Annotated in this window: 20 protein-coding genes, 1 pseudogene and 1 riboswitch; of the genes and pseudogenes, 16 read left to right on the top strand and 5 right to left on the bottom strand. The window is 73.2% G+C overall.

Going from position 1 to position 24222, the window contains the following annotated elements:
• Window positions 1-38: 38 nt before the first annotated feature.
• The 5 genes from KBX00_RS13705 to surE all read left to right on the top strand — a co-directional run bounded on the left by KBX00_RS13705 (window position 39) and on the right by surE (window position 6565).
• On the top strand, window positions 39-2153 hold the full coding sequence (locus KBX00_RS13705) for an AAA family ATPase (protein ID WP_210826844.1): 2115 nt from the start codon (window positions 39-41) through the stop codon (window positions 2151-2153).
• Window positions 2154-2244: 91 nt separating this feature from the next.
• The gene (locus tag KBX00_RS13700; RefSeq protein WP_210826843.1) at window positions 2245-3162 is read left to right on the top strand and encodes a cation diffusion facilitator family transporter; all 918 of its coding nucleotides are present in this window, start codon (window positions 2245-2247) and stop codon (window positions 3160-3162) included.
• A 151-nt stretch (window positions 3163-3313) separates the two neighbouring features.
• Window positions 3314-3445: riboswitch (cyclic di-AMP (ydaO/yuaA leader) on the top strand.
• A 4-nt stretch (window positions 3446-3449) separates the two neighbouring features.
• A complete protein-coding gene (locus tag KBX00_RS13695; RefSeq protein ID WP_210826842.1) occupies window positions 3450-4553 on the top strand; it encodes a hypothetical protein in 1104 nt (367 codons plus the stop codon).
• 210 nt (window positions 4554-4763) lie between these two features.
• Window positions 4764-5744, top strand: a complete 981-nt coding sequence (locus KBX00_RS13690) for a 1-phosphofructokinase family hexose kinase (protein WP_210826841.1) — start codon at window positions 4764-4766, stop codon at window positions 5742-5744.
• Entirely contained in the window at window positions 5741-6565 is an 825-nt protein-coding gene (gene surE, locus KBX00_RS13685) for a 5'/3'-nucleotidase SurE (RefSeq protein WP_210826840.1), read from the top strand. The genes KBX00_RS13690 and surE overlap by 4 nt, the downstream gene beginning before the upstream one ends.
• A gap of 26 nt (window positions 6566-6591) precedes the next feature.
• Here the strand turns inward: surE and KBX00_RS13680 are convergent, their stop codons facing one another.
• Window positions 6592-6957 carry an STAS domain-containing protein gene (locus KBX00_RS13680; protein WP_210826839.1) on the bottom strand — a complete coding sequence of 122 codons (366 nt, stop codon included), beginning with the start codon at window positions 6955-6957 and terminating at the stop codon, window positions 6592-6594.
• A gap of 338 nt (window positions 6958-7295) precedes the next feature.
• Between KBX00_RS13680 and KBX00_RS13675 the strand changes: the two genes are divergently transcribed.
• The 5 genes from KBX00_RS13675 (at window position 7296) to KBX00_RS13655 (ending at window position 9844) form a co-directional block, all read left to right on the top strand.
• On the top strand, window positions 7296-7448 hold the full coding sequence (locus KBX00_RS13675; protein ID WP_210826837.1) for a hypothetical protein: 153 nt from the start codon (window positions 7296-7298) through the stop codon (window positions 7446-7448).
• Between the two features lie 219 nt (window positions 7449-7667).
• A complete protein-coding gene (locus KBX00_RS13670) occupies window positions 7668-8081 on the top strand; it encodes a hypothetical protein (RefSeq protein ID WP_210826834.1) in 414 nt (137 codons plus the stop codon).
• Window positions 8082-8305: 224 nt separating this feature from the next.
• Complete coding sequence (locus tag KBX00_RS13665; protein ID WP_210826832.1) at window positions 8306-8518, top strand: hypothetical protein; 213 nt, start codon at window positions 8306-8308, stop codon at window positions 8516-8518.
• A 14-nt stretch (window positions 8519-8532) separates the two neighbouring features.
• Window positions 8533-9222 (top strand): BON domain-containing protein, encoded by a 690-nt coding sequence (locus KBX00_RS13660; RefSeq protein ID WP_210826830.1) that lies wholly within the window; start codon window positions 8533-8535, stop codon window positions 9220-9222.
• A 76-nt stretch (window positions 9223-9298) separates the two neighbouring features.
• Window positions 9299-9844 carry a DsbA family protein gene (locus KBX00_RS13655; RefSeq protein ID WP_210826975.1) on the top strand — a complete coding sequence of 182 codons (546 nt, stop codon included), beginning with the start codon at window positions 9299-9301 and terminating at the stop codon, window positions 9842-9844.
• Between the two features lie 90 nt (window positions 9845-9934).
• Here the strand turns inward: KBX00_RS13655 and KBX00_RS13650 are convergent, their stop codons facing one another.
• Window positions 9935-12856 (bottom strand): LuxR C-terminal-related transcriptional regulator, encoded by a 2922-nt coding sequence (locus KBX00_RS13650; RefSeq protein ID WP_210826828.1) that lies wholly within the window; start codon window positions 12854-12856, stop codon window positions 9935-9937.
• 248 nt (window positions 12857-13104) lie between these two features.
• Between KBX00_RS13650 and KBX00_RS29300 the strand changes: the two are divergent.
• From KBX00_RS29300 to serS, 5 genes and pseudogenes are all read left to right on the top strand, one after another.
• Window positions 13105-13491 (top strand): annotated as a pseudogene (locus KBX00_RS29300) (hypothetical protein); the annotation flags it as partial.
• A gap of 46 nt (window positions 13492-13537) precedes the next feature.
• Entirely contained in the window at window positions 13538-14695 is a 1158-nt protein-coding gene (locus KBX00_RS13640; protein ID WP_210826827.1) for an alcohol dehydrogenase catalytic domain-containing protein, read from the top strand.
• A gap of 43 nt (window positions 14696-14738) precedes the next feature.
• Complete coding sequence (locus KBX00_RS13635) at window positions 14739-15929, top strand: trans-acting enoyl reductase family protein (RefSeq protein ID WP_210826826.1); 1191 nt, start codon at window positions 14739-14741, stop codon at window positions 15927-15929.
• Window positions 15930-15996: 67 nt separating this feature from the next.
• On the top strand, window positions 15997-17076 hold the full coding sequence (locus KBX00_RS13630; protein ID WP_210826974.1) for a MerR family transcriptional regulator: 1080 nt from the start codon (window positions 15997-15999) through the stop codon (window positions 17074-17076).
• A gap of 100 nt (window positions 17077-17176) precedes the next feature.
• Window positions 17177-18454, top strand: a complete 1278-nt coding sequence (gene serS / locus KBX00_RS13625) for a serine--tRNA ligase (protein WP_210826825.1) — start codon at window positions 17177-17179, stop codon at window positions 18452-18454.
• A gap of 94 nt (window positions 18455-18548) precedes the next feature.
• Here serS and KBX00_RS13620 read toward each other — a convergent pair whose 3' ends face one another.
• The 3 genes from KBX00_RS13620 to KBX00_RS13610 all read right to left on the bottom strand — a co-directional run bounded on the left by KBX00_RS13620 (window position 18549) and on the right by KBX00_RS13610 (window position 22440).
• Window positions 18549-19130 carry a redoxin family protein gene (locus KBX00_RS13620; protein ID WP_210826824.1) on the bottom strand — a complete coding sequence of 194 codons (582 nt, stop codon included), beginning with the start codon at window positions 19128-19130 and terminating at the stop codon, window positions 18549-18551.
• Between the two features lie 62 nt (window positions 19131-19192).
• Window positions 19193-20659, bottom strand: a complete 1467-nt coding sequence (locus tag KBX00_RS13615; RefSeq protein ID WP_210826822.1) for an NADH-quinone oxidoreductase subunit NuoF family protein — start codon at window positions 20657-20659, stop codon at window positions 19193-19195.
• The gene (locus KBX00_RS13610; protein ID WP_307868599.1) at window positions 20656-22440 is read right to left on the bottom strand and encodes a ferric reductase-like transmembrane domain-containing protein; all 1785 of its coding nucleotides are present in this window, start codon (window positions 22438-22440) and stop codon (window positions 20656-20658) included. The genes KBX00_RS13615 and KBX00_RS13610 overlap by 4 nt, the downstream gene beginning before the upstream one ends.
• A gap of 256 nt (window positions 22441-22696) precedes the next feature.
• Here KBX00_RS13610 and KBX00_RS13605 point away from each other — a divergent pair, with 256 nt between their 5' ends.
• A complete protein-coding gene (locus KBX00_RS13605) occupies window positions 22697-24145 on the top strand; it encodes an alpha-amylase family protein (protein WP_210826821.1) in 1449 nt (482 codons plus the stop codon).
• Window positions 24146-24222 lie beyond the last annotated feature (77 nt).

Below are 24222 nucleotides of genomic sequence, written 5' to 3'. Positions count from 1 at the left end.
GTGCGGTTGGCCGGGCGGCGTCACGAGGAGAGCGAGCGGTGGACCAGAGCACCCTGGATCAGGAGATCGCCGCCGAGCAACGGCATCTCGACCGGGTGTACGCGCGACTGGCCGAGCTGCGCCGATCCGCCGTCCACGCGGAACGGGAGGGCTACCGGCTCGCCCGGGTCGGCAACTTCGGTGCGCTTGTCGAGCGGGACGCGATGGTCTTCCACGCCGCGCAGCGACGCCACCTGCTCGACGCCGAGTACGAGGGCCTGGTCTTCGGCCGTCTCGACCTGCGTGACGGGCAGACCCTGTACGTCGGGCGACTCGGCATCCGCGACGAGGACGCCACCACCCTGGTGGTGGACTGGCGGGCCCCGGCCGCCGCCGCCTTCTACCAGGCGACGCCGGCCGAGCCGCTCGGCGTCGTCCGGCGCCGCACGATCCAGTCCAGCCGCGAGCGGGTCACCCGGATCGAGGACGACCTGCTGGATCCGGACGCCGCCCCACCGGACATGCCGGTGGTCGGCGACGGTGCGCTGCTGGCCACCCTGTCCCGGACGACCGGTCGCGGCATGCGGGACATCGTGGCCACCATCCAGCGCGAGCAGGACGAGGCGATCCGCTCCCCCGGCTCGGGGGTGACCCTCGTCTCCGGCGGCCCGGGCACCGGCAAGACGGCGGTGGCGCTGCATCGCGCGGCGTACCTGCTCTACGCCGACCGCAGCCGGTACGCCGGAGGCGGCATCCTGGTGATCGGCCCCTCCTCGGTCTTCGTCGAGTACATCGCCTCGGTGCTGCCGTCGCTCGGCGAGGACACCGCCACCCTGCACTCGCTGGGCACCCTGTTCCCCGGGGTGGTGGCCACCCGCACCGACCCGCCCGAGGTGGCGGCGGTGAAGGGTTCGCTGCGGATGCGCCGGGTGCTGGAACGGGCGGCCCGGGACGCGGTCCCCGACGCCCCGACCGAGCTGCGCCTGCTGTACCGGGGCACGCTGCTGCGGCTGGAGCGGGCCGAGTTGGACGCCATCCGGGACCGCGCGCTGCCTCGCGGCGCCCGCCGCAACGAGGTGCGGCGGGCCGGCTTCGACGGCGTGCTCGCCGCGCTCTGGGCGCAGGCCCGCCGGCTGGGCATCACCGGGCTGCCCGAGCAGCGCGCCTTCGAGGACGAGCTGATCGACCGGACGGATTTCCGGGACTTCCTGAAGGCGTGGTGGCCCCGGCTGCATCCACGGCACGTGCTCGCCTGGCTGACCGATCCACAGCGGCTGCGCCGCTACGGCTCGGGGTTGCTCTCCGGTGCCGAGATCCGGCTGCTCGGCGCGGCGTACCGGGGGTTGGCCACGGATGGGCCTTCCGTCGCCGACGTCGCGTTGCTGGACGAGTTGGACGCGCTGCTCGGCAAGCCGATGCGGCCCGCCCGCCCGAAGCGGGACCCGTTCCAGCTGGCCGGTGGGGTACGCGAGCTGAGCACGTTCGCCGACCGGCAGCGGGCCGCCCGGCAGGCCGCCCGGGAACGCCCCGAGGACTACCGCGACTACGCCCACCTGGTGGTCGACGAGTCCCAGGACGTCTCGCCGATGCAGTGGCGGATGGTGGGCCGGCGCGGTCGGCTGGCGTCTTGGACGGTGGTGGGTGACCCGGCGCAGACCGCGTGGACGGGCGATCCGCAGGAGCTGGCCCGCGCCCGTGACCAGGCGCTCGGTCGCCGTCGTCGGCACCGCTTCACCCTCACCACGAACTACCGCAACTCGGCGGAGATCTTCGCGGTGGCGGCGGCCGAGATCCGGCGGGCGTACCCGGATCTCGCGTTGCCCACCGCGGTCCGGTCCACCGGGGTCGATCCGGTCCAGCTCGTGGTGCCGGTACCCGAGTTGGAGACCACCGTCGTGACGGCCGCCAGCGCCCTGCTCGGCGAGGTGGCGGGCACCGTCGGCGTGATCACCCCGGTGCCCCGGCGGGACCAGGTCGCGGCCTGGTTGGGGGCACTTGGCGGGGAGCGGTTGCAGGTGGTGACCAGCCTGGAGGCCAAGGGCATGGAGTACGACGGGGTGGTGCTGGTCGCCCCGACGGAGATCCGGGCGGAGCCTGGCTCCGGCGTCCGTACCCTCTACGTCGCCCTGTCCCGGGCCACCCAACGGTTGACCACCGTCGACCCGACCGGTTGAGCCCGAGCACCGCGACCCACCCGACGATTGCACACATAGCGATGTTGGCATAGCTTCGTCCCCGGCCCGGCGGACGACGCAAGGTGTCTGGGTGGGCGCCGGCCATGACCATCACCACGCTGCGGTGTCGAACGCCGCACACCGCCACTCCGGCCGGCTGTGGGCGGCGTTCGCCCTGCTCAGTGCGCTGATGGTGATCGAGGCAGTGACCGCCCTGCGGACCGGTTCGCTGGCCCTGCTCTCCGACGCCGGGCACATGTTCACCGATGTGCTGGGCATCGGCATGGCCCTCGCGGCCGTGGCGGCCACCCGGCGAGCCGACACCGACCCACAACGCACCTTCGGGCTCTACCGGCTTGAGGTGCTCGCGGCCCTGGCCAACGCCGTACTGCTCTCCGGCGTGGCGGTGTACGTGCTGGTCGAGGCGGTACGTCGGTTCGGCGATCCGCCCGAGGTGCTCGCCGGCCCGGTTCTCGTGGTGGCGGCGCTCGGCCTGCTCGCCAACGTCGCCGCGTTCGCCCTGTTGCGCCCGGGGGCGCGAAAGAGCATCAACCTGCGGGGGGCCTACCTGGAGGTGCTGGCGGACCTGCTCGGCTCGCTGGGCGTGATCGCCGCCGCTCTGCTGATCGCGGTGACCGACTGGTGGTGGGCCGATCCGCTGGTGGCGGTCGCGATCGCCGTGTTCATCCTGCCCCGGACGTGGCGCCTGGGCCGGGCGGCGGTACGCATCCTGGTCCAGGCCGCACCGGAACACCTGCAGGTCACCGCGGTGCACGACCGGCTGGCCGCGGTGCCGGGCGTGGCCGGCGTCCACGACCTGCACGTCTGGACGTTGACCTCCGGCATGGAGGTCGCCTCCGCGCACCTGACGGTCAGTCCGGACGCCGATGTCGGCACCGTCCTGGCGGCGGCCCGCTCGGCGCTGCACGAGGACTTCCAGATCGAGCACGCGACCCTCCAGGTCGAACCGCGTCCCGACCCCGGGGGCTGCGGAGCGGTGCAGTGGTGACCAGGCCAATCGAGAAAATGGGGCTATTATCCGATTTGTTCTGGTCTACTAGTCAAGAACCGAACACCAGCAGTAACAGCAGCTGCACCGGTCACGTGCGCACCGGTAGGCTCTGACCCGGCCATCGCCCGGCGGCACCCACCGGTGCCGGCGGCGGCCGCCGCCTAATCGCCCGCCAGGGCGAACCGGGGAACCACGTTCCTGGGGTGCATCCGCGCGAGCGGTAGGGATCTTCCGTCCCGAACCCGTCAGCTAACCCGGTCGGCGGCTGACGGAAGGACATTTGCATGCCAGCAGTGGCAACGGTAAGACCGGCCGCCCGTACGACGGCCCTGATCGCCGCCGCGCTCGCCCTCACCCTCGGCGTCGCGCTGGCCCCCTTCGCCCCGGCCGGCGCGGCTCCGCAGCCACTGCGGGCGGCAGCCCCGGGCGATGTGGACGACGAGGGTGGCACCCCGGCACTGCGCGCCCAACTGGAGGCGGCCAGCAAGGGCTACCTCGACGCCAAGACGGCGCTCGACCGCTCGGTGAAACGGCAGAAGAAGCTCGCCGAGCAGCTCAAGACGACCGAGAGCCAGGTCGCCGAGCGCGGCACCAAGGTCGCCGAGATCGCCGCGCAGGCGTACCGCACCGGGCGGCTGGGCGCCGCGTCCGCGCTGCTCCACAGCGGGTCACCGGCCGGTTTCATGGACCGGGCGGCGGCGCTGGACGCGGTGGCCGCCAACGAGGACCGGGCGCTGCGTGAACTCCAGACCGCCCGGGACGAGGTCAGCACCACCAAGCAGGCCCTGGACGCGGAGATCCAGGAACAGCGCAAGCAGGTGGCCGTGATGGCCAAGCGCAAGGACCAGGCCGAACGGGCGTTGACCGTGGCCATCGAGCGGGACGAGGCGGCCGAGCGGGCCCGGGCCGCCGAACGGGCCGCCCGGTCACCGTCGCGCAGCGGTGGGTCGAGCCCCACCGCCAAGCCCGCCCCGCGCAACTCCGACGGGTCGTGGCCCTCGGAGTCGTGCAGCGTCAACGACCCCACCCCGGCCAACGGCTGCATCACCCCACGCACCCTGCACGCGCTGAAGCAGGCCAAGTCGGCCGGTTTCACCCGGTACGTGTCCTGCTACCGGTCCGGCGGCTCGGGCGAGCACCCGAAGGGTCGGGCCTGCGACTTCGCGGCCCAGAAGAAGGGCTTCGGCGGGGACGCGACCGGTGGCGACCGCTCCTACGGCAACAACCTGGCGGCGTACTTCGTCGACAACGCCGACCGGCTCGCGGTGCTCTACGTGATCTGGTACAGGCAGATCTGGCTGCCCAGCAGCGGCTGGAAGTCGTACAGCGGTGCCCGGGGTGACCCGTCCAGCGACCACACCAATCACGTTCACCTGTCGGTGTACTGACTCCTCGTCGCGCCGGGTGAACCGCTCTTCACGAGCGGTTCACCCGGCGTTGCGCTTTCTCCGTGTGCCGCCGGGCACCGTCTCTTCGGCGCGCGTCGGCGCGTCCCCTTGGTTACCGTCGTACCAGGAAGCGGTTTTTGTCCGCTAGCGGGGAGGAACGCTGATGAACGAGCGAATCGCCAGGCTCGACGGTACGGACGGGGTGCGGTGATGACCGGCCGCGTCATGATCTTCGCGCCGACCCCGCTGCTGACCGTCACCGTCGACCAGCCGAGCGACGCACCGGAGCTGCACCTGCACCCGGGCGGGCAGGGGGTGTGGCAGGCCAGGATGGTGCTGTCCCTCGGCGTCGACGTGGTGCTCTGCGCGGCGCTCGGCGGCGAGGTCGGGCAGGTGCTGGAGCCGTTGCTGGTAAGCGAGGGCGTCGACCTCAAGGTGGTGACCCGCGACTCCGGCGGCACCGGCGGGTACGTGCACGACCGCCGCGAGGGTACCCGTCGGGAGGTTGTCGACGTGATCGGCCAGCCGTTGAGCCGGCACGAGCTGGACGAGTTGTACAACCTCGCGCTCGGCGAGGGCCTGCGCGCGCCCGTGAGCGTGTTGAGCGGGCCGAACCATCCGTCACTGGTCCCCGCCGACCTCTACCGGCGCTTCGCCGCCGATCTCGGCGCCAACGGTGGCCGGGTGGTGGTGGACCTCTGCGGCGAGCACCTCGCCGCCGTCCTGGAAAGCGGTGTCTTCTTCCTCAAGGTCAGTCACGAGGAGCTGATCGCCGACGGCCGGGCCGACGGCGACGACGAGGAGCAGCTCACCCGCGCGATGTACGACCTGCACGCCTCCGGCGCCGAGAACGTGGTGGTCAGCCGCGCCGACAAGCCTGCCCTGGCGCTCGTCGACGGCGAGGTGTTCGCGGTGCAGATGCCGCGCCTGGAGGCGGCCGACCCGCGCGGGGCGGGCGACTCGATGACCGCCGGGGTGGCCGCCGTGGTGGCCCGGGGTGGCGATGTCCGCACCGCGATCCGCACCGGCGCGGCGGCCGGCGCGCTCAACGTCACCCGGCACGGCCTCGGCACCGGCCGACTCGACTCGATAAACGGCCTCGTCGACCGGGTCCGACTCGAACCCGCGGGCAGCCGTCCGCAGGAGCGGACCACCCCCGACGAGCTGGCCCAACGGGCGGGTGGCCGGTGAGGCTACGGGTGCTCATCATCAACGACGACGGGATCGCCGCGCCGGGCATCCAGGCGCTGGCCCGGGCGGCCGTCGACCGGGGCCTCGACGTGGTGGTGGCCGCCCCGTTGGAGGAGGCCAGCGGCACCAGCGCCGCGATGAGCGCGATGGAGCAGGACGGGCAGGTGGTGGTCCGCGAGCATCCGCTGCCGGACCTCGACGGCGTGCCGGCGTTCGGCGTCGGTGGGTCACCCGGGTTCATCGCGCTCATCGCCGCGCACGGTGCCTTCGGACCGCCGCCGTCGGTGCTGCTGTCGGGAATCAACCGGGGCGCCAACGCGGGACGCGCGGTGCTGCACTCCGGCACGGTGGGAGCCGCCTTCACCGCCGCGGCGAACGGCTGCCGGGCGATGGCGGTCTCGCTGGACGTGCTCTCGGCCGGTGAGGCGACCGCGGCCAGCGGCGGTGCCGCGGTGGCGGCGGCCGCCCGGGTACGCGACGCCGAACGCAACTGGGCCACCGCCGCCCGGGTCGCCCTGGATCTGCTGCCTCGGTTGACCGCGGCGCCGACGGAGAGTGTCCTGAACGTCAACTCGCCGGACCTACCGCTGGGGCGGCTGCGCGGGGTACGCCAGGCCACCCTCGCGACCTTCGGGCAGGTGCAGATGACCGTCGCCGAATCCGGGCACGGCTTCGTGCGCACGTCGTTGGAGGAGCCGGGCCAGGCGGTACAGCCCGGCACGGACCTGGCCCTGCTCGCCGACGGCTACGCCTCGGTGACCGCGGTGCGGGCGGTCACCGAGGTGGCTGACGTGGATCTGTCCGGCCTCGACGGGGAGTGACCCGGCGGTCGGCCGATCGGGGCGGGTCACGCCCCGGGGACCACCTCGGAGGCCGTGGCGGCCCCGGCGTAGTAGGGCTCCGGCGCGCCGAAGAGACCGAGCAGGCCGGTCACCCAGAGCTGCCGGTGGACGAACCGGCTCGGCTCGGTGACGATCAGCTTCACTCCGCTGACCTCCGCGGTCTGGAAGCCGGCCACCATGGCGCTGATGCCCACCGAGTCGATGAAGGTGACCAGCCGCATGTTGAGCTCGATCCGGGCTGGCCGCCCCTTGGCCAGCACCTCGGCGATGGCCTCTTTCACCTCGTACGCGGTGTCGACGTCGATCTCGCCTCGAGGGGCGATCTCGATGACACCACCAGGCCGAACCGTCTGCAGGATCGACAGGCTCACGCGAGCACCTCCACTCGCCCGTACGACGGGCGCCTCATCAGTACGCGGGCCGCGACCGACAGTATTCCTTCAACCACCTCGGTCGCCACCCCTCGGGATGAGCAATTCACGGACAGGGGCATGCCAAATCACCCATATCCGAACTTTATTGGCTTTATCACTTGGCGCGCGGCCACGCCGACGCCGCCGAACCAGGGTAGCGGGCCGAGGCCCCCCACGTCGTCTTGCCAGCCCTGCCGGCGTGCCCCGCGAGAACCGACCTGACCTGCGCTGGACAAGCGAGGGTGGCGCGGTGTGCCTAGCATCACGGGTGACCCCTATGACGGGAGGACGACATCATGCTTCGCAGACTCGCTGCGCTCGCCGGTGTCAGTGCCCTGCTCGCCCTCGTGCTGGCCTGCGGGTTCGGCGGCGGTGGTGACGGTGACGACGACGATGACGACGACGACGACTTCGCCCGGGCAGCGGTGGTGGCGGTGGTCACCCGCTGACCCTGGCCCGAACCGGCGAACCCGGTAACCCGCGAACCCGGTCCGGTCCGGACGGCAGCCAGGGCACGCGCCGATCCCTCGGGGCCGGGCGAGAGCGGTTGAGGGTTTGCGGCCGGGCCGGTGGGGGCACAGCCTCCGATGCGAACCGCCACCGGCCGGACAACGCCGCCGACAGCTGATGCGTGCACCGGCTCCGGCTCTGTCGAGGAGGGAATCATCATGTTCGGAACACATCTGCTGGACCGCCGCAGCAAGCCGGAGCGGATCGCGGACCAGGCGTGGCAGCACCTCGTCTCGGCGGTGAACAACGCGGGCGACAGCATCCGCGACACCGCCCGCACCGCCCGGCACAACTCCGCCGGCCTCGCCGGCGACGCCGGGGACCTGGTCGAGTCGGCCGCCGAGGAGGCCCGGCACCGCGCCAGCCTCGCCTTCGACGCGCTCGCCGGACGCCGGCCGGCGTTGCCGTGGACGTTGCTGATCGGCGCCGTCCTGGTCGGTGCGGCGGTCGGCTGGGCGGCCGGCACCGCCGCACGCGCCGCCGGAAGTCGTGACCGCGCCATGGAGGACATCGAGTTCGTCGACGTGGACCGGCCAGACTCCCCCGCCGACCCCACCGATCCCGTCAACTGACGCATCCCGGACGACGGGCCCCACCGAGCGACGAGGCCGGGCGGGGCCCGTCGTGCTGCCGGCCCACCGCCGGCCGGTGCCCGCACCGGACCTGGCGAGCGCGGGCGTCGGCAGGATGAACCGTTCGCCGCCGGACGTGTTCCGGCCGCCGACCATGGCCACCGGCGCCGCCCTCGCCCGATACGGGTGAGGGCGACTCACCCGGACACCCATCAGGCTCGGTCATGGCGGGACCTGACTCGCCGGCACCGCCGGACCCGGTACCGGTGCAGCGGCCCTGCCGGCTCGCGCCGGACCAGGCGTGGGTACAGCGGCCGGGCCGGCTCGCGCCGGACACCGGCGGGTCAGCCGCGCGGGGTGGCGGCGCGCACCGCACCGGGCCGGACTGCGAGCGGTTCGCGGCGGCCCTGCTGAGCGGTCCGCACCACCCCTGGTGAGAAGGGAGCGACCGATGGCCAGCATCTCGACGATCAACCGCACCGATCAGGACATCCAGTCCTCGGTGCTCGACGAACTCGGCTGGGAGCCCCGGGTACGGCCGCACGAGATCGGCGTGGCGGTCACCGAGGGCGTGGTGACGCTGACCGGACGGGTGGACAGCTACGCCAAGAAGTGGGCGGCCGAGCGTGCCGCGCACCGGGTCACGCAGGTGCGGGCGGTGGCCAACGACCTAGCGGTGCGACTGGTGACCGGTGCCGAACGCACCGACCCGGAGATCGCCGCCGCGGTCCAGCACGCCCTGCAGTGGCAGGCGTTCGTGCCGGTCGAGACGCTCGACGTGACGGTCTCGCAGGGGTGGGTGACCCTGCACGGCGAGGTCGAGTGGGAGTACCAGCGTCGCGCCGCCGAGCAGGCCGTCGGCCAACTGAACGGCGTACGCGGGGTCAGCAACGGCATGACCGTCCGGCCGCAGGTACGCCCCGACGGCACCCTGCTGGCCCGGCGGATCGTCGACGCGCTGGCTCGCAACCGCGCCACCGAAGCCGAACAGGTGACGGTGCGGGTGCACGGCGACACGGTACTGCTCGGCGGGCTGGTGCACTCGATGCCGGAACGCGCCGAGGTGGAACGGGTCGTCTGGTCCGCTCCCGGCATCCGGGAGGTGCAGAACCACATCGCGGTCGCCCCGGTGCTGCGCTGAGCCGCCCGGAACCACCCGGGTCGGGTGAGCCGCGCTCACCCGACCCGGTCCGAGGCTGGGGGATATGACCGATCAGCTGACCACGCCCCTGCAGGTCACTGCGCGACTGCGCACACCCGTCACGGAGCACGACCACATCCGTGGTCCGCGCAGCGCACCGGTGACGATCGTCGAGTACGGCGACTTCCAGTGCCCCTTCTGCGGCCTGGTCCACGCCGCCCTGACGGACGTGCTGCGACAGCGCGCCGACACGGTCCGGCACGTCTACCGCCACTTCCCCATCACCAACGTGCACCCGTACGCCGAGCGGGCCGCCGAGGCCGCCGAGGCCGCCGGCCGGCGGGGCCGGTTCTGGGAGATGCACGACTGGCTCTACGAACACCAGGACCAGTTGGATCCGGTGCACCTGACGCTCGGCGTCGAGCAGCTCGGCCTGCCCGTCGACGAGGTGGAGGCGGAGATCGGACGCCACGCCCACAGCGACCGGATCCGGCACGACTTCGTCGGCGCCATCCGCAGCGGCGTGGACGCCACACCCACCCTCTTCGTCGACGACATCCGCCACGACGGCGACTTCGCCCCAGCCACCCTTCTCGCCACCATCGACGCCGCCACCCCCTGAGCTTCGTCGATCATGGAGTTGTTGTCCCGCCACGCCGGGCGGCGGCACAACAACTCCATGATCGACGGGAGGGGTCGCGGGTGGGACAGGTCAGATGAGATGGAGTTGGCGGGCGCGGCGGACGGCGTCGCGGCGGCGGGTGGCGTCGAGTTTGCGGTAGATGTTGCGGACGTGGGTCTTGACCGTGTTGACCGAGACCGACAGCTCCGCCGCGATCTCCACGTTGGACAGGATGCTCTGCAGGTAGCGCAGGATCGTCAGCTCCCGCTCGGTGAGCGGCTCGTCCAGCGGTGCCACCGCCGCGTCGGCGGTTCCCGTGCCGCCCGCCTGGCCGGCCGGCGTGTCGACGGCGCGCACCAGGTCGCTCACCAGTGGCCAGTGGGCGGTGCCGGAGTCGAGGTGGGCGGCGAGCAGTTCCCGCACTCCCGGTTCGGCCAGCAGGAACGGGCGACGGTAATCCTCCGGTGCGGCCAGGTCGAGCGCCTGCTCCAACATCCGGCCCGCCCGACGGTCGTCACCGGCCCGGACGGCCAGCACCGTGGCCAGCAGCGCGGCGTCGAGGCGCACCGGCAGCGGCCAGTCGGCCGCCGGCTCGGCGGTCCAGTCGGGCAGCAGCCGGTCGGCGGCCCGTGGGTCACCGGCCCGCAGCTCGGTCCGGGCCGCCGCGACGGCCAGCGCCGCCGCCGCACCGGTCGCCGGTTCGGCCGGCCGGTCGCCGACCAGTTCCCGGGCCGTCTGCACGTCGCCCCGCGCGCTGTGCAGATCCAGCTCCGCCGCGCGCAACCACGAGCCCAGCTCACCGCCGCGTGCACCCCACCCGGCGCGAGCCTCCACCAGCAGCCGATGACCGACGCTCACCTCACCCTCGTCGTGGCGCAGGCACGCGCGGCACCAACCGGCGACCGCGCCGGGCACCGGTTCACCGCCGGCCGGTGCGGCCAGCCCCAGGTGGGCCTCGGCCTCCGCCGGCTGGTCCCGGTGCAGCGCCACGACCGCCAGCGCCAGATGCGCGTACCCGCAGTCGAGCAGCGCCGACCAACCCTGGCACGGTGGCAGGGCCAGCGCCGACCGGGCCACCTGCTCGGCGGCGCGCAACTCCCCACGCAACGCCGTCACCAGCGACCACCGGCTGGCGCAGACCAGCTCGGTACGCGGACGCGCCGCTGCCCGGGCGGCCGCCAGCGCTCCCGCGAAGCCGGTGGCCGCCCCGGCCAGATCGCCCTCGTCCAGGGCGAGCAGGGCAAGCGCGGTGCCGGCCACCGCCCGCACGTCGGCGTCCTCACCGGCGTGTCCCCGCATCCCCGCGACACCACTGCCCGCCACCACCGCCGCCGGTCCAGCAACCTCGGCCGGCGGCGGCTCCGCGCCGCCCGTCGGCGTCGCCGGGTCGGCGGTCTCGGCCGAGGGCATCCCCACGCCGGCCGGTGCCGCTGGGGCGTGGCCACGCTTGACCGCCCGGGTGGCGGCGGACGCGACGGCGCGTACGGTCGGCGGGTCGCCGGTCGGGTGGCCCTCGTCGGTGGCGAGCAGACGGGCGGCGGCGGACCGGATCGCCTGCGGGTCGCCGGCCAGCCGGGCCAGGGTGAGTTCGACCGCGGCGACCAGCCGACCGAACCGGTTTCGACGTGGTTGCGGCAGCCGCCGGCTGTGCCTGCCGGCCTGCCGCAGGTATGCCACGGCCGCGCCGGCATCGCCGTCGAGGGCGCGTTCGGCGGCGCAGGCCAGCGCGAGTTCGGGGTCGCGCTCCACCGCTTCCGGTGGGGGTGGCGCGGGCGCCGGCCCGACGCCGGGCGGCCGCTCGTAGGGCACCAGTTCCGGCCACTGGATCACGAACAGATCAGTGGCTGCCGTCCAGTCACCGGCGGCGAGCGCGTGGCGCAACGCGGCGGCGGGCCGGCCGTTGCCGGCATACCAGCCGGCCGCCCGCAGGTGCAGGTCGCGCAGTTCGTCCCCGGGCAACCGGGCCAGTTCGCGGTGCAGCAGGTCGGCCAGGAGCGGATGGCACCGGTACCAGACCGGCCGGCCGCCGTCATGGTGCAGCAGGCCGCTGTCGTCGGCGAGCGTGCTCAGGCGTTCCTCGGCGTCCGCGGCACCGCTGAGCGCGGCGGCGAGATCGGCGCAGACGGCGTCGACGATGGCCGCGCGGCGCAGCAACTCGCGGTCCGCCGGCGCCAGCCCGGCCAACGGCTCCGCCCGTAGATAGCCGGCGATCTCCGGCTGGTCGGCGCCGAGTTCGCTGATCCAGCGCTCCGGATCCGGTCGCTCACCCAGGGCGAGTGCGGCGATCCGCAGCACCGCCGCCCATCCCCCGGTCAGTTGCCGCAGCCGGGCCACGGCGGCGACCGGTACCGCCACCCCGTGCGCGGTGAGCAGGTCGGCGATCTCGTCGCCGGTGAAAGCCAGGTCGTCCGGGCCGATCTCGGTCAGCTCCCCGGCCAGCCGCAGCCGGTGCAGCGCCAGCGGCGGACCGGTCCGTCCGGCCGCCACCAGCCGCAGCCGCTGCTCGCTGTGGCGCAGCAGGAACTCCAGACCCGCCAGCGCCGCCGGTTCGGTGATCCGGTGCAGGTCGTCCACGATCAGCAGCACCGGCTGGTCCCGGGCGGCCAGGGCGGCGGCGAGGATCTCCAACTCGTCCGGGCTCGGTGCCCGGCCTGGCAGCGGCGTTTCCGCCGGATCCACCACGGAACGCAGCGCGGCACCGAGGTACGACCAGAGGCGGTCCGGGTCGTCACCGGCCTCGACCGACACCCAGGCCGGCATCGGCGCGCCCGGGTCGGCCTCCTGCCGCGTCCGCCGCCAGGTGGCGAGCAGCGTGGTCTTGCCCCAGCCGGCGGGCGCCCGGAGCAGGGTGACCGGGCGGCGCACCGCGTCGTCGAGCAACCGGGCCAGCCGGGGCCGCAGGACCATCGGTTCTCCCGGCACGGCGGGTGCCAGCCGGGAGGCCAGCAGGGGTGGGCCGCCCGGTGCGCGGACCGCCGTGTCGGCCTGGACGGTGCTGCGGTCATCCGGCATCCGGCCCCACCCCCACGGACGCGTGTTTCCTCCCCCGGTCCTGCGGCGGGCGGTTACCCGACCCGCGACCGTTCACCCCTTCCGGGGGAACCGGGTTCACCCGGCCGGCGGCGACGCTTGCCATGAGCTGGGCGGACGGGTCGCGGAGCCAACCGGATCAACCGCCGACGCCGGTCGGTGTGACGGGACGACACGGCCGGGAGCGGGGGCTGGAGGTACGGGTGGGACGGGTCGGGACAGTTGTCGCGGTGGCCGGCGCCCTCGGCGTGGCGGCGGTCCGGGCCGCGCGTACCGCCGTCCTGCGGCGGCGGGCCCGGCCCGCGCGGCGCTCGGCAGGCTGGCAGGTGGTGACGGTCGACCGGCCACCGGAGCAGGTGCTGCCCGCCGCGGTCTGGCCGGAGCCGCTGCGCCGACTCGGCGGTGCCGTCGAGGTCGCGGTAGCGCGCGCACCGGGCGGCCGGGGTACCGAACTGGCGGCCCGGGCACGACCGGACGCGGCCTGGCCCGGGCTCGCCGCGCACCTGCTCGGCGACGACCCCGGCCTGCTGGTACGACAGACGTTGTGGCAGGTCAAGCAGCTCGCCGAGACCGGTGAGGTGCTACGTGCCGACCGTCCGCCCGGCGAGCGCGGGCCGGTGCTGCCGGCCGGCACCCCCGAACGCCAACGGAGGGGCCGCCACGGTGAGAGCGCTGAGCTGGACCGACGGCGGCGAGTTGGCCGTACGTCAGGTCCCCGATCCGGAGCTGCGCAACGACCACGACGTGATCGTCCGGGTGCGGCGCAGCGCCACCTGCGGCGCCGACCTGCCGCTGCTCACCGGCCAGCCGCCGGGCCTGGCCGCCGGTGACGTGCTCGGCCACGAGTTCCTCGGCGACGTGGTCGAGGTGGGCGCCGCGGTACGCCGGCACCGGATCGGCGACCGGGTGGTGGTCTGCGCGTCGGTGGCCTGCGGTGCCTGCTGGTACTGCCGGCAGGGGCTGCCGTCGTGCTGCGACAACGGCAGCACCGACCCGACCGCGAGCGAGGCGGAGTGGGGTCACCCGGTGGCCGGCTGTTTCGGCCAGCCCCGGGCCGCAGGTGGCTTCGCCGGCGGCCACGCCGACTACGTACGGGTGCCGTACGCCGACGTCGGGGCGTTCCCGGTGCCGGAGTCCGTCGGCGACGACCGGGCGCTGTTCGCCTCGGACGCCGCGCCGGCCGGCTGGCTGGGCGCCGAGTCGGGCGAGGTACGCCCCGGCGACGTGGTGGCGGTGTGGGGAGCGGGCGCGGTCGGTCAGCTCGCCGCCCGGGCGGCCTGGCTGCTGGGCGCCGAGCGGGTGGTCGTCGTCGTCGACCGGCACCCCGCGCGGCTGCTGATGGCGCGGCAGCATCTCGGTGTCGAGACCATCGACCGGCGGGACACCGATGTCGCGGCACAGCTGCGGGAGTTCAGCGGTGGCCGGGGACCGGACGTGTGTGTCGAGGCGGTCGGCGGGCCCGCCGGGGAACACCGGTCGCTCGCCGACCGGTTCACCGGCCGCGCCCGGGTGCCGGAGGCGGTCCGGGAGGCGGTGTACGCCTGCCGCAAGGGTGGCCGCGTCTTCGTGCTCAACGGTGGTGTCCGTCATGTCGACGGGTTCCCGGCCGGCCCCGTGGTGCACAAGGGACTGACCGTGCGTGGCGGACGCCAGCACGGCCAGCGCCACATCCCGATGTTGCTGGACCGGATGGCCCGCGACGAGCTGCGTACCGAGCACCTGGCCACACACCATTTCCCGCTGGACCGGGCCGCCGAGGGGTACGCCCTGTTCCGGGACCGGCCCGAGGAGTGCGTGCGCGCGGTGTTCACCCCGCAGTGACCGGCACCGGGCGGATCGGCGGCGACGGTGGCATGATCGCGGGATGGCTGCCCAACGGTCGTACGACGTGGTGCTGTTCGGGGCGACCGGGTTCACCGGCGGGCTCACCGCACATTACCTGGCCCGGCACGCGCCGCCGGGGCTGCGCTGGGCGATCGCTGGGCGCAACCCCGACAAGCTGGCCGCGGTCCGGGACCAACTGGCCGCGATCGACCCGGCGCTGGCCGGGTTGCCGCTGCTCACCGCCGACGTCACCGACCCGGCTTCGCTGCGCGCGGTGGCCGCCGACGCCCGGGTGGTGGCCAGCACCGTCGGCCCGTACGTGCAGCACGGCGAGCCGCTGGTGGCCGCCTGTGCCGCCGCCGGCACCGACTACCTCGACATCACCGGTGAGCCGGAGTTCGTCGACCGGACGTACCTGCGCCACCACGCCGAGGCGGTGCGCACCGGTGCCCGGCTGGTGCACGCCTGCGGCTTCGACTCGATACCGCACGACCTCGGTGTCTGGTTCACGATCAAGCAGTTGCCCGCCGACACCCCGATCACGGTGGACGGGTATGTGCGGGCGGGCGGGCGGTTCTCCGCCGGCACGTACCACTCGGCGCTGACCGCCTTCTCGCGTACCGCTGAGGCGTCGCGGGCGGCCCGCGAGCGCCGCGCCGCCGAGCCTCGCCCGGCCGACCGTCGGGTCCGGGCCGTGCCGGGCCGGTTGGCCCGCTCGCGGGACCTGCCGGTCTGGGCGGTGCCGCTGCCGACCATCGATCCGCAGGTGGTCCGCCGTTCGGCGGCGGCCCGCCCCGAGTACGGTCCGGACTTCCGCTACCGACACTTCGCGGCGGTACGGCGGCTGCCGACGGTGCTGGCCGCCGGTGCGGCGCTCGGTGCCGTGGTCGGGCTGGTGAAGCTGCCGCCGACCCGACGCTGGCTGCTCGGTCGGCTCGCCTCGGGGCAGGGGCCGAGCGCCGAGCAGCGGGCGAAGTCGTGGTTCCGGGTGCGGTTCGTCGGCGTCGGCGGCGGTCGCCGCGTGGTGACGGAGGTGGCCGGCGGCGACCCCGGCTACGACGAGACCGCGAAGATGCTCGCCGAGTCGGCGCTCTGCCTGGCCTGCGACGACCTGCCGGCCACCGCCGGTCAGGTCACCCCGGTCACCGCGATGGGCGACGCGCTGCTGGACCGACTCACCGCCGCCGGCATCACCTTCCGGACGTTGGCGGAAGAAACGGTGCCTTCCTGACCCCGGCGCCGGGCGGGCTTGACCCTCGACCAGGTCGAGGGGGCAGGATCGGGTCGTGGACAGTGACCTGCGCAGCATCGGTGAGCTGGCCCGGGCAAGTGGGCTGACGGTGAGCGCACTGCGGTTCTACGACGCCGCGGGGGTGCTGGTCCCGGCCCGGGTCGATCCGGTCACCGGGTACCGGTGGTACGCCGACGACCAGGTGGCACCGGCCCGGCTGGTGGCCGGGCTGCGGCGGATCGGCCTGCCGGTCGCCGAGATCGCCCGGGCGGTACGCGCGGAACCCCCGGTGGTGCACCGGCTGATCGAGGCGCACCTCGGCCGACTGGCGGACGGGCTGGCCGAGGCACGTCACGAGGCCAGCCGAATCCGTCGCCTGCTTGCCGCCGACCATCCCCCGCCGGTCACCCGGCTCGTCCTGGCCGGGCAGGAACTGTCCGCCGCCGTGGACGCCGTCCGGTTCGCGGTCGGCGCCGATCCGGCGCTGCCGGTGCTGGCCGGTGTACTGCTCGACGTGACCGACGAGGGCGTCCGGCTGGTGGCGACCGACCGGCACCGGATGGCGGTGGCGACGGCCGACGCGGTGGTGCGCGGTCCGGCGGTGCGTGCCCTGCTGCCCGTGGCCGCGGTCGACCGGTTGCGTCGGCTGTCCGACGCGGCACCCACCGACGAGGTGCGGCTGACCCTGGTCGGCCGGCAGGTCGTCGCCGACGTCGCCGGGCGCCGGTTGCGGGTGACGACCCTGCCGTACGACTTTCCCGACTACCGCGCCCTGCTGCCGGCAACGACCGGCGCGCCGATCCGCCGGGTACCGGTCGACGCGCCGTGGTTGGTCGCCGCGCTGCGCTCCGGAGCCCCTACGGTGACCCGCGAACACGCGGGCGGCCCGCTGCCGGTGACCGTGTTGGGACTGGGCGGCCGGGACGCGGTACGCCTGCTCGGACCGGACGAACTGGCCGACGACGGAGCCGGTCGGGCCGAGGTCGAGCTGCGGGTCGGCGTCAACGGGGGATACCTGCTCGACGCGCTGCACGCGGCGGGTGGCCCGCGCCTGGTGCTGGAGCTGGACGGCCCGGTCACCCCGCTGGCCATTCGCCGCCCCGACGATTCGGCCGCCTTCTCCATCCTGATGCCGATCCGGCTCTGACCGCCGTTTCGGGGTGGCGGGTGCGGGAGGCAGGGCGATTCGGGCGCGACGGTAGCATCTGGAGGTCCACCCGAGCCCGGACGGAGGCGTACGGAGCAGCATGCTCGACATGGAGTTGATCCGGAAGGATCGCGACGCGGTGGCGGCCGCGCTGGCGAAGCGAATGGACGCCGCCGAGGTCGACCGGGTGCTGGAGCAGATCCAGCAGCTCGACCGGGAGCGCCGCCGGCTGATCAGTGAGATCGACGGGGAACGCCAGCGCCGCAAGGCCGAGGCCCGGGCGTACGCGCAGGCGAAGCGGGCCGGTGTCGAGCCGCAGGTCACCTCCGACGACGGTCGGAAGCAGGTAGCCGAGCTGGAGGCGGAACTCGACGAGGTGCAGGCGCGGCTGCGTACCACCATGAGCGAGCTACCGAACCTCCCCGCCGAGGACGTGGTGCCCGGTGGCAAGGAGGCCAACCGGGTGGTGAAGACCTTCGGTGCACCACCGGCCATCGAGAAGGTCCGCGACCACGTCGAGCTGAGCCGGATGCTGGGCCTGGTCGACCACGAACGCGGCGTGAAGCTCGGCGGCTCCGGCTTCTGGATGTACACCGGCCTGGGTGCCCGGCTGGAGTGGGCACTGATCAACTGGCTGATCGAGCGCAACATCGAGGCCGGGTACGAGTTCCTCCTGCCACCGCACCTGCTGCTGGACAGCGCCGGCTTCGCCGCCGGCCAGTTCCCCAAGTTCTACGACGACGTCTACCACCTGGACAAGCAGTCCGCGCCGCGCGGGCAGTTCCTGCTGCCGACGGCGGAGACGGCGATCCTCGGTGCGTACCAGGACGAGATCCTGGAGACCGCGAAGCTGCCGCTGAAGGTGTTCGCGTACACCCCGTGCTACCGGCGCGAGGCGGCCGGCTCGCACTCCGACGAGCGCGGCACCGTCCGGGGCCACCAGTTCAACAAGGTGGAGATCTTCCAGTTCACCCTGCCCGAGCAGGCCGACGCGGCGCTGGAGCAGATGGTCGGCCACGCGGAGAGCCTGGTCGAGGGGTTGGGCCTGCACTACCAGCGCAGCCTGCTGGCGGCCGGCGACTCCAGCGCCTCGATGCGCAAGACGCTGGACATCGAGGTGTGGATGCCCAGCACCGGGAAGTACAAGGAGGTCTCGTCGGTCTCCTGGGGTGGTGACTACCAGGCCCGTCGGGCGGCGATCCGCTACCGCGAGCCGGGTGGCAAGCAGACCCGCTTCGTGCACACCCTCAACGGCTCGGCCCTGGCCACCAGCCGCCTCCTCCCGGCCATCCTGGAACAGTTCCAGCAGCCCGACGGCTCGGTCCTGGTCCCCGAAGTCCTCCGCCCCCGCCTCAACACCGACCGCCTCACCCCCTGACAGTCCCCCTCGCGTTGATCATGAGGTAGGCGGCACTTTTGGAGATCGACAGTGCCGCCAACCTCATGGTCAACAAGGTGGGGCGGCGGCAGGGTCAGCCAGCCAGGGCGGTTACTCGGCGGGTCAGGTCTTCGCCGTCGAGCCAGCCCTGATGGATGATCCGGCCGGTGCGGTCGATGATGACGAAGGTGCTCTGCTCGACGACCTCGAAACGGCGCCAGATCGCCCCCGCCCGGTCCTCGATCTGCGGCATCGGGCCCAGTTCGAACTCGGTCACGAAGTCGGTCATCGCCTTGCGTTCACCGAGCCCCGCGACACCGATGATCGGCACGGTCTCCCGGAAGCCGGGCTCGATCTCGGCGATGGTCCATGCCTGGCTGGCGCAGGTGGCACACCAGGGCGCCCAGAACCAGAGCACCACCGGTCGGCCGGCCAGGGTGGCGGCGTCGAAGGCCGCACCGTCCAGGGTGGTGCCGGTGAACCGCAGGGTGTCCGGCACCGGGCCGGTCGGCCCGGTCGACGGGGACACGGTGTCGACCGGGCTGGACGTCGGACCAGCCGGCGGGGCCGCCTCGGCGTCCGGACCGGCACCGCAACCGGCGGTGGCCAGCACGGCGGCGAGCGCAGCGGCGATGGCCGCCCCGGCGGACCGTCTCCTCGGTGAAAGCGACTCCATCCGCGTCTCCTTCGGTTCACACACCCGTCGTCCGGGCAGCGGAGCCGCCACGGTCGGCGGGCTCAGGCCTGGGTCAGCCGCAACGCCAGTGCCGGGCAGACCTTCACCGCCTTCACCGCGCCCTCCCGCAGCCAGGTCGGTACGGGAGTGGGCGGGAAGGCGGGGTATCCGTTCTGGTCGAGCCGGATGAAGTCCGGCACCACGTGGGCGCAGAGGCCGTGCCCGTCACACCGGGACCAGTCCAGGACCAGCTTCTGCGGGTCGGGGTCCGGAGCGCCGGGCAGGCCCATCAGGCCCTTGACCCGCCGACCGCAGCCCTCGCCGGTGGTGTGCTTCTTCAGGTCGTCGGCGAAGACCTCCATCGCCGAGAGCGCGAACCGGGACGTACCGTCGGGGTGGCTGCACGCGCCACGGCCCTTGACGTCGCCGGCGGCGGCCCGGACGACCTCCACCGGGGCGCTGCCGGAAACCGCCAGGTCGACGGCGCGGGCCAGGTCCGGCAGCCCACGCTTGCACGGTCCGCACTGCCCGGCGGACTCTCCGGCCAGGTAGCGCACCACCTGCGCCGCCTCGCCGAGCGGGCAGGTGTCGTCGGCGAGCGGGACGATGATGCCGGCGCCGAGGGTGCCACCGACCGCGGCGAGGCCCTTGCGGGAGACCTCGGCCTGCTCGGCCGCCTCCCGGGTGATCCATTTCCCGTGGTAGCCGCCCATCAGGATGCCGGGGCCGTCCGGCACCTCGCACAGTTCGAGGATCTCGGCCAACGGGGTGCCGGCCGCACACTCGACCACCGCGTGGCGTTTGGCCGCGCCGGTGACGCTGAGCAGCACCGTGCCGGGTTCGTCGTCGGTGCCGAGCGCCGCGTACTCGTACGGGCCGAGTCGGGCGGCGACCGCCACCTGGGCGTACGTCTCGGCGTTCGACAGCAGGGTCGGCAGCCCGCCGACGCCGGAGTCACTGGAACGCTTCTTGGTGCCGGGTGGAATGTGCGGCAGCCCGTTGATCCCGTTCACCAGCGCGCCGCCCTCACCGCTGATGAACCGGTGCGGCACCGTCACGACGCTCGTCGGTACCGGCATCCGACGCTCGTCCAGGGCCTCCATCAGGGAGTCCCGGCCCACCATGTCGTCGGCCACACAGAGCACGATCTCCTCGGCGTCAAGCGCGAACGCGGCGAGCGCGGCACCGTCGAGGATCAGGTGCGGTGCCCGGGTGAGCAGCACCTTGTCCTTCCAACTCGCCGGCTCGCCCTCGGTGGCGTTTACCACCACCACGGGCGGCAGATCCTGGCGTTCACAGGACTCCAACACCGCCCGCAGCTTGCGCGCGAACGGGAAACCGGCCCCGCCCTTGCCCTTGAGCTGGATGCCCTCGGCCAGCCGCAGCAGGTTGGACGGCTCCATCGGGCTGATCGGGCCGTGCACCATCTCGTGGGCACGCAGGTCGAGCCGGCCGAACTCGGCGAACCCCGCGGTGAGCCGGGGCTCCCCCACGGCGGCCACCGGAGGAACGGTGGTCCGCGTCGTCACTTGGCCTCACCCCGCAGCCCGGCCCAGTACGCGCCGTCCACCGAATCCGGATCCGCCCGACGACGGCGCCGACTCTCCGCCGAGGAGGCTCGGCGGGCCCGCCGGGAGGCGAGGTCGACCAGGGTGGGGGTGTCGTCGTCGGCCACCTCGTCCTCCGGGGCGTACCGGGCCGGCGGGCGCCAGTAGTCGGTCTCCGCCGCCGGCAGGTCGCTCTCGGCGCTGTGCCGTCCACCGCCGCTGCGCGGCGCGGCGGAGATCGGCGCACCGGAGATCGGGTCGACCGAAACGGGGGCGTTCGACTCCCACCGCCGGGGGCTGTCCCACGGCTCCTCCGGCTCGTCCACCACGCGCTGCGGCGGGGCCGAGTACCGGCTGTCGGTCCGGGACCGGCGGGAACGGCCGTACTCCTCCTCGTCGTCGGAGTCGCGGCGGCGGCGTCGCACCGGCTCCTCGTACTCCACCAGGTCCTCGTCGCGACGGGCCGCACGACGGCCTACCGGCTCCCGCTCCACCTCGCGCCGTGACCGGCGGCCGCTCGGTTCCTCGTCGCGCCGCGACCGGCGGGTCACCGGCTCCAGGTCCTCCTCCACCCGGGCGGCGCGCCGCGCGGTGGTCTCCAGTTCCTCGTCACGGCGGGCGGAACGCCGGGGCTCGGCATCGCGGCGCCGACGCGCCACCGGCTCCAGCGCCTCGGTCTCGCGGCGCACGACCCGCTCCAGTTCCTCCTCCTCGCGGCGCGAGGCACGCCGGACGACCGGCTCGAACTCCTCCTCGCGGCGGTCCCGGCCGGATCGGACCGGTTCGCGCAGCGTGCCGGGCTCGGGGACCACCGGCACGGTGAACCGTTCCGGGTCGTTGCGCCGGATGGTGGGGCTGGCCCAGGTCCCGGAGGTGCTGTCGGCCCAGCTGGTGTCGCGGCGGATCCGCTTCTCCCGACCGTCGTCGGCCTCTTCCCGCCGGCCGGTGAGGGTGCCGAGCAGGGACTTGCCCCGGGTCTCCTCGGTGGACTTGGCGCCGCTCATGACCTCGTTCAGCACCGCGGCCTGCTGCTGCTCGCGGCTTCGCCGTTGCAGGGTGACCGAAAGGCGGACCATCAGGGCGATCACCACCAGCAGTACGCAGGCGAAGTAGCTCAGGCCCACCCAGGTGGCGGGCGGACGGCCGGCGAGCAGACCGTGGAAGATGGCGAACGGCCAGGAGACGTACGCCATGGAGTGCAGGGCACGCCACACCCACTTCGGGCCGACGTCGGCGAACCGGGCCCGGATGATGCCGGTCCAGAGCACACCCACCATGAGCAGCGCGGCGATGGTGCCCAGCCCGATGTAGAGGCCCCGGCCACCGACGAACGGCACGGCGGCGTCGGTCACTCCCGCCCGACCGCTGGCGATCTTCGTGATGACGTGGAAGGCCAGCCCGGCCACGCCGAGGATGCCGGTGGCCCGGTGCGCGGACTGCATCAGCACCCGGTGCCGGATGAGCAGCACCAGCCGGTCGGTGGCGAGCAGCCCCATCATCACCGTGAGGCTCAGCGCGACAAGCGCGATCACGCCGGCGAAGAACTCGGTGAAGAAGAAGCCCATCGCGTACATCTGCTGGCCCGCGCCGGTGAGCATCGTCAACGCCCACAGCGCGGCGAGCCCGGACGCGGAGAGCGCCATGATCTGGCCGCGGGACCGGACGCGGATCCCTCGACTGCTGCTGCTGGTACGTACGGCAGCTGCCTTCTCGTTCTGCGTAGCCCGGACCATCTGCTCCTCGATCGTCTCGCGGCGGCGCACCGCCGGCCGACCCTGTTCCCCACTCCAGTACGCAGCGCGGCTCCGGTCGGATCAGTGTCGTAAGAAAAAATCTCGGCGAGTTGTCGAACCGCCCCGCCGCCCGGCGCGTTGTATTGGCCCGCCGCCGGTCGTCCCGGGCAGTCCATTGACAGACATTGAAATCAGCTTGTAATCTTTCCGAAATTTTCAGCCCTGATTGCAAGATCCGGGCAACCCGCACCGCCTCCCCCGTCCCCCGGCACCTCTGGAGCACCCGATGCATCGACGTCGACTCCGCCCGGCGATCGTCGCCCTCGCCGTGATCGCCGGCCTCCTCGCCCCTGGCGTGGTGACCACGCCCCAGGCCGTCGCCGCCCCGAGCGGCGGCAAGAAGGTCATCGCCAACCTCTTCGAATGGAACTGGCCATCGGTCGCCAGCGAGTGCGGCAGCACCCTGGGACCGAAGGGCTACGGCTACGTCCAGGTGTCACCACCGCAGGAGCACGTACGCGGCAATCAGTGGTGGGTGGCCTACCAGCCGGTCAGCTACCGGATCGAGTCCCGCAAGGGCACCCGCGCACAGTTCAAGTCCATGGTCGACACCTGCCACGCGGCCGGCGTGAAGGTGATCGTCGACGCGGTCGTCAACCACATGTCCGGCCAGACGGGCGGCGGCACCGGCTGGGCCGGCTCGTCCTACCAGCACCACGTCTACCCCGGCATCTACCAGGCGCAGGACTTCCACTACTGCGGACGCAACGGCAACAACGACATCGTCAACTACAACGACCGCTACGAGGTGCAGAACTGCGAGCTGGTCAACCTCTCCGACCTGAAGACCGAGTCCGACTACGTCCGCTCCCGGCTGGCCGCGTACCTCAACGACCTGCTGTCGCTCGGGGTCGACGGATTCCGGCTGGACGCCAGCAAGCACATGCCGGCGGCCGACATCGCCAACATCCGCAGCCGACTCAACCGCTCGGCCTACATCGTGCAGGAGGTCATCTACGGCGCGGGCGAGCCGATCACGCCGAACGAGTACACCGGCAACGGTGACGTGCACGAGTTCCGCTACGGCAAGGATCTGGCCCGGGTCTTCCGCTCCGAGCGGCTGGCGTACCTGCGCAACTTCGGCGAGGGCTGGGGCCACCTGCCCAGCGGGGTGTCCTCGGTCTTCGTGGACAACCACGACACCCAGCGCGACGACGGCGGGGTGCTCACCTACCGCGACCGAGGGATCTACGCGCTGGCGAACGCGTTCATGCTGGCCTGGCCGTACGGCTCCCCGACGGTGATGTCGAGCTACACCTTCAGCAGCCGCGACGCCGGCCCGCCCTCGGACGGCAGCAACAAGACGCTCAACACGGTCTGCTACTCCGGCTGGGAGTGCGAGCACCGCTGGCCGGTCATCGCGAACATGGTCGGCTTCCGCAACGCCACCGAGGGTGCCGGGGTCAGCAACTGGTACGACAACGGCAACAACCACATCGCCTTCAGCCGCACCGGCCGGGGCTACCTCACCATCAACGACGAGGGCTCCGCGATCAACGGCCGCTCCTACTACACAGGGCTGCCCGCCGGCCGCTACTGCGACGTCATCCACGGCACCTTCACCAACGGCACCTGCTCCGGCCCGGTCATCACCGTCGACGCCAACGGCTGGTTCGCCGCCAACATCCCCGCCCACGACGCCCTAGCCCTCCACCAAAACGCCCGCCTCCCCTAACCACCCCCCACCTCTCGCGCCCTCGCCTCTCGCGCCGTTGATCATGAGGTTATTGCCCGGATTAGAGATCAAAAAGG

It is taken from the genome of Micromonospora sp. C95, assembly GCF_018070465.1.
In the GTDB taxonomy this organism is placed as follows: domain Bacteria; phylum Actinomycetota; class Actinomycetes; order Mycobacteriales; family Micromonosporaceae; genus Micromonospora.
This window is presented reverse-complemented; position numbering and strand designations above follow the sequence as displayed.